Below are 3,896 nucleotides of genomic sequence, written 5' to 3'. Positions count from 1 at the left end.
GGCCACCGTGGCGTCGCCGATATCGAGCCGGCGCGCGGCCTCGCCCCAGCGGCTACGCAGTCGGCGCGCGGCGGCCAGGTAAAGCATCCGCACGGCCTCGCCACCATCGCAGGTGGCGGCCTGACGACATGACTCGGCGTACCGCCTCACATCCAGACCGAACTGCGCCGCCGTGGCAAAGCAGACCACGCGCTGCCGCCCATCGCCGGTTGCCATCCATGCGTCGAACAGTGCAGCCAGTCGGTCCTCGTAGGCTTCCGTGGCACTTGCCTGCGCCAGGGCCATGCGATGCGCGCGGTGCGTCAGCGCGCGTACCTCGCGGCGAAGATCGCCGGCGTCGGGGGTGGTTTGGGCAATACGCTGCGCGCCGGGCATGATGTCTCCTCGATATAGTCAGCCGATTATAGGAACGCGATTCGCCGCCACCGCGCAAACCCGGCACGTCCAACCTGATACGGGTGGCTTCGCCCCATGCCGGATTTTGGTCTACTGGCAGCCAGACAAAACCATCTTCGGGAGACAACCATGGGCGTCCTCAGCGGTATCCGCGTCATCGAATTCGAAGCCATCGGCCCCGGGCCGTTCGGCGCCATGCTTCTGGCCGACATGGGCGCCGACGTGCTCCGCATCGACCGGCCCGTGGCCCCCACGGACCTGGGCCCGAAGCGCGGCCCCGGCAAGCGCATCGACGTCACGGGGCGTGGCCGCCGCTCGGTCACCATCGACCTCAAGCAGCCGCAAGGCCAGCAGGCCGCGCTGGAACTGATCGCCAAGGCCGATGTGGTGATCGAGGGATTCCGCCCCGGCACCATGGAGCGCCTTGGGCTGGGCCCCGCCATCGCGCTGGCGCGCAATCCTCGCCTGATCTACGGCCGCATGACCGGCTGGGGCCAGACCGGCCCGATGGCCGACCGCGCGGGGCATGACCTCAACTACATCGCGCTGTCGGGCGTGCTGTCGGGGATCGGCCGTGCCGGCGAGGCCCCGGTTCCGCCGCTGAACCTGGTGGGTGATTACGGTGGCGGCGGCATGTTGCTGGCGCTTGGCGTGGTATCCGCCTTGCTCAACGTGCATCGCGGCGGCAAGGGCCAGGTGGTGGATGCGGCGATGATCGAAGGCGCCGCGCAGCTTGGCGCGGTGATCTGGGGCCTGATTGCCTCGGGCAACTGGCGCGAGTCGCGTGGCAGCAACTTCCTCGACGGCGGCACCCCCTGGTACGACAGCTATTGCACCCGGGATGGCCAGTACATGTCGGTGGGCGCCGTGGAGTCGCGCTTCTACGCTGAACTGATCGAGAAGCTTGGCCTGGCCGGCGAGACCCTGCCCGGCCAGCACGACCGCGCCGGCTGGCCCATCCTGCGCCGCCGCTTCACCGAAGTATTCCTGACCCGCACGCGCGATGAGTGGTGCGCGGTCTTCGACGGCAGCGACGCCTGCGTGGCACCGGTGCTGGGCTTTTCCGAAGCGCCGGACCACCCGCAGCACCGGGCGCGCGGCAGCTTCATCGAAGTGGACGGCGTGGTGCAACCCGGCCCAGCGCCGCGCTTTCTCGGCACCCCATCCGAAGTCCGCCACGCAGCCCCGGCACGTGGCCAGCATGGCGGCGCCGCGCTGCGCGAATGGGGATTCGACGACGCCGCGATCGCCCGCCTGCGCGCGCAGGGGCTTGGCTTTGTCGAGGAGCAGCCATGAGCGCGCCGATGCTGGTCCTGTTGCCAGCCACCTCGGACACGCCGCACGGCTTCAGACGCGTGCGGTCCAGCCCGGGCTTTATGACGACCTGCGGCGAGTTCTATGTCCACGAGAGCGAGCCAATCCTGGCCACGCGCATCACGACTGCCCACCTGAACGCGCAGGACATCGTCCACGGCGGCTTTCTGGCCACGCTCGCCGATTCCGCGTACGGCGTGGTCCTGCGGCGCACCAACCCCGAACTGATCCCCCGCACGGCGCAACTGAGCGTCAGCTACCTTGGCGCCGTGCGCGAGGGCGACTTCGTGGAGGCACGCGTCACGCTGCACAAGATCGGCAAGCGGCTCGTGAATGGCAGTTGCGATGTGTATGTGGGGGACCGGATGGTGCTGCAGACGACAGCGGTGTTCTCGGTGGTCGCGGCTTAGAGGCACTATCAAAATGATTCTGGCGTCGTTGCGCGGCCTTGGCCAGTCCACTTGTACTGTCTGCGGCCGCGCGTCTAGCCAGAACCGCTTCGCTTCATCTTGATAGCGCCTCTTAGTCCAGCCTGGTCTGGTTCGGTCTGGCCCCGGCCGTCACGGCCTTCCATCGTCAGGCGGTACCCGTGCGCAGCGCCCTGTCGCGCACGGCCAGTATGACTTCGTAGCGCGTGGAGACGCCCAGCTTGGCGTAGATCTGGCGCAGGTTCCACTTGACCGTATCGACACTCAGGTTCAATACCAGCGCGATGCGCTTGTTCGACATCGACTGCTCGAGCAGCGCGACGATATCGCGCTCGCGCGGGGTCAGATGTTCCGGCTCGCCGTCACGCCTGCGCCGCCGAACCATCGGCAGGCACGTGGCGGGCTGCTGGAGTTGATCCTTCGCGGCGCGCACCCGGCCCAGCCAGTTGTCGCGCACCGCGTCGCCCGATGGCTGCACGCAGTCGAGCAGCGCCGGAATGCCCGGCTCATCGCGCAACATGCGCAACAGGCCAAGCCGCAGCCCCGCAGCCAGTGCCGATTCAAGATGGCGCACCACGAGGTGTGGCCGGTCCAGGGCGGCATTCACACGCGCGAACAGCAGATCGATCAGCACTAGCGCGCCGGCGTTGTCGGAGCGAACCGGCTCCAGCGCGGCCAGCGCCCCGACCGGATTGCCGGCACTCAGCGCCACGCGCACGCGCGACAACGCCGCGATCGTGCCGACCTCCCGGGCGCGCATGTCCGATGCATCCAGCGTGGCGGCCAGCGCGTCAAGCTCGTCCTGCAGCAGGCCAGCATGCCGCAAGTCCCCGGCCTGAATGGCGAATAACACCCGCTGCGCCAGCAAACGCACCTGCACCCGTATCAGCCCCGCCCAGCCGCTCGGGCCTGCGATTCTATCAGCGTCGCGCGAGCGCCATGCTGGTCGCCGGCCAGCCATTGCAGCCGCGCCTGGCACAGCGTGGCCACGATCATCACGTCCGGCGAGGAGTGATGGGCCAGGTCGAGCCAGCAGGCCAGCATCTCGGCGGCCTCTTCGGCGCGGTCCTGTTCGAGCAGCGCGGCCGCGACCGGCACCGCGCATACGCAAGCGCTCACGGAACGCCGGCCATGAATCTGCTGCGCCATGCGTGCCGCCGGCATCCCGACAGCCTGAGCCCTGCGCGCATCCCCGCGCATCAGCACGGTCAACGCGGCCGCGCCATGCGCCATCGCCACCAGTTCATCATGCGGAGTCGCTTCCAGCCTGGGCACCGGCGGGTACTCGGGCCGATGCAGCATGGCTCCGCATCGCACCGCCAGCGCGGCACGAATGTACTCCAGCGACGGATGCGGCAGTGCATGGCCGCCGAGCCGGGCCAGCCAGGCATCCATGGCGGCAGGGTCATCCTTCTGGAATGCGATGCTCGCGCGGATCAGCACGACCTGCGCGGCAACATCGTCGCGCCCGGCGAGCATGGCCAACCAGCGCTCCGCATCGTCCAGACGTGCCGCAACGGTGCAAGCCCAGGCCGCGGCCAGCAGCATGGCGGGCTCGTCGACCACACGTTCGATGCCAGCCTGATCGATCCACTCCGGTAACGCGCGAAGATGACTCAGCGCCGGCATCGCCGGCATGGCTTTACGCACGACGTGCGCCACGAGCGCGGCATCGTCGGCACACATGGCGTGGTCCAGCGCCTCGCCGCTGCTACCCACCCGCAGCCATGCGGCGACGGCTCGCCGGTGCAGCGCCAG

Annotated in this window: 3 protein-coding genes and 2 pseudogenes; 2 read left to right on the top strand and 3 right to left on the bottom strand. The window is 68.9% G+C overall.

From position 1 onward, the window contains the following. Positions 1-375: pseudogene (locus D769_RS19830) on the bottom strand (hypothetical protein); the annotation flags it as partial. A 150-nt stretch (positions 376-525) separates the two neighbouring features. Between D769_RS19830 and D769_RS19825 the strand changes: the two are divergent. Beyond that, positions 526-1,692, top strand: coding sequence for a CaiB/BaiF CoA-transferase family protein (locus D769_RS19825; RefSeq protein ID WP_008648732.1), 1,167 nt, complete (start codon positions 526-528; stop codon positions 1,690-1,692). Then, entirely contained in the window at positions 1,689-2,120 is a 432-nt protein-coding gene (locus tag D769_RS19820; protein ID WP_008648730.1) for a PaaI family thioesterase, read from the top strand. Before D769_RS19825 ends, D769_RS19820 begins: the two co-directional genes overlap by 4 nt. Before the next feature lie 166 nt (positions 2,121-2,286). Here D769_RS19820 and D769_RS19815 read toward each other — a convergent pair whose 3' ends face one another. Both D769_RS19815 and D769_RS32415 read right to left on the bottom strand, forming a co-directional pair. Further along, entirely contained in the window at positions 2,287-2,991 is a 705-nt protein-coding gene (locus D769_RS19815; RefSeq protein ID WP_193750058.1) for a helix-turn-helix transcriptional regulator, read from the bottom strand. A gap of 32 nt (positions 2,992-3,023) precedes the next feature. Continuing rightward, a pseudogene (locus D769_RS32415) lies at positions 3,024-3,896 on the bottom strand (LuxR family transcriptional regulator); the annotation flags it as partial.

Origin of the sequence: Cupriavidus sp. HMR-1, from assembly GCF_000319775.1 — a bacterium.
GTDB classification, from domain to species: domain Bacteria; phylum Pseudomonadota; class Gammaproteobacteria; order Burkholderiales; family Burkholderiaceae; genus Cupriavidus; species Cupriavidus metallidurans.
Note: the sequence above shows the minus strand (reverse complement) of the source record. Positions and strands in the feature narration are given on the sequence as shown.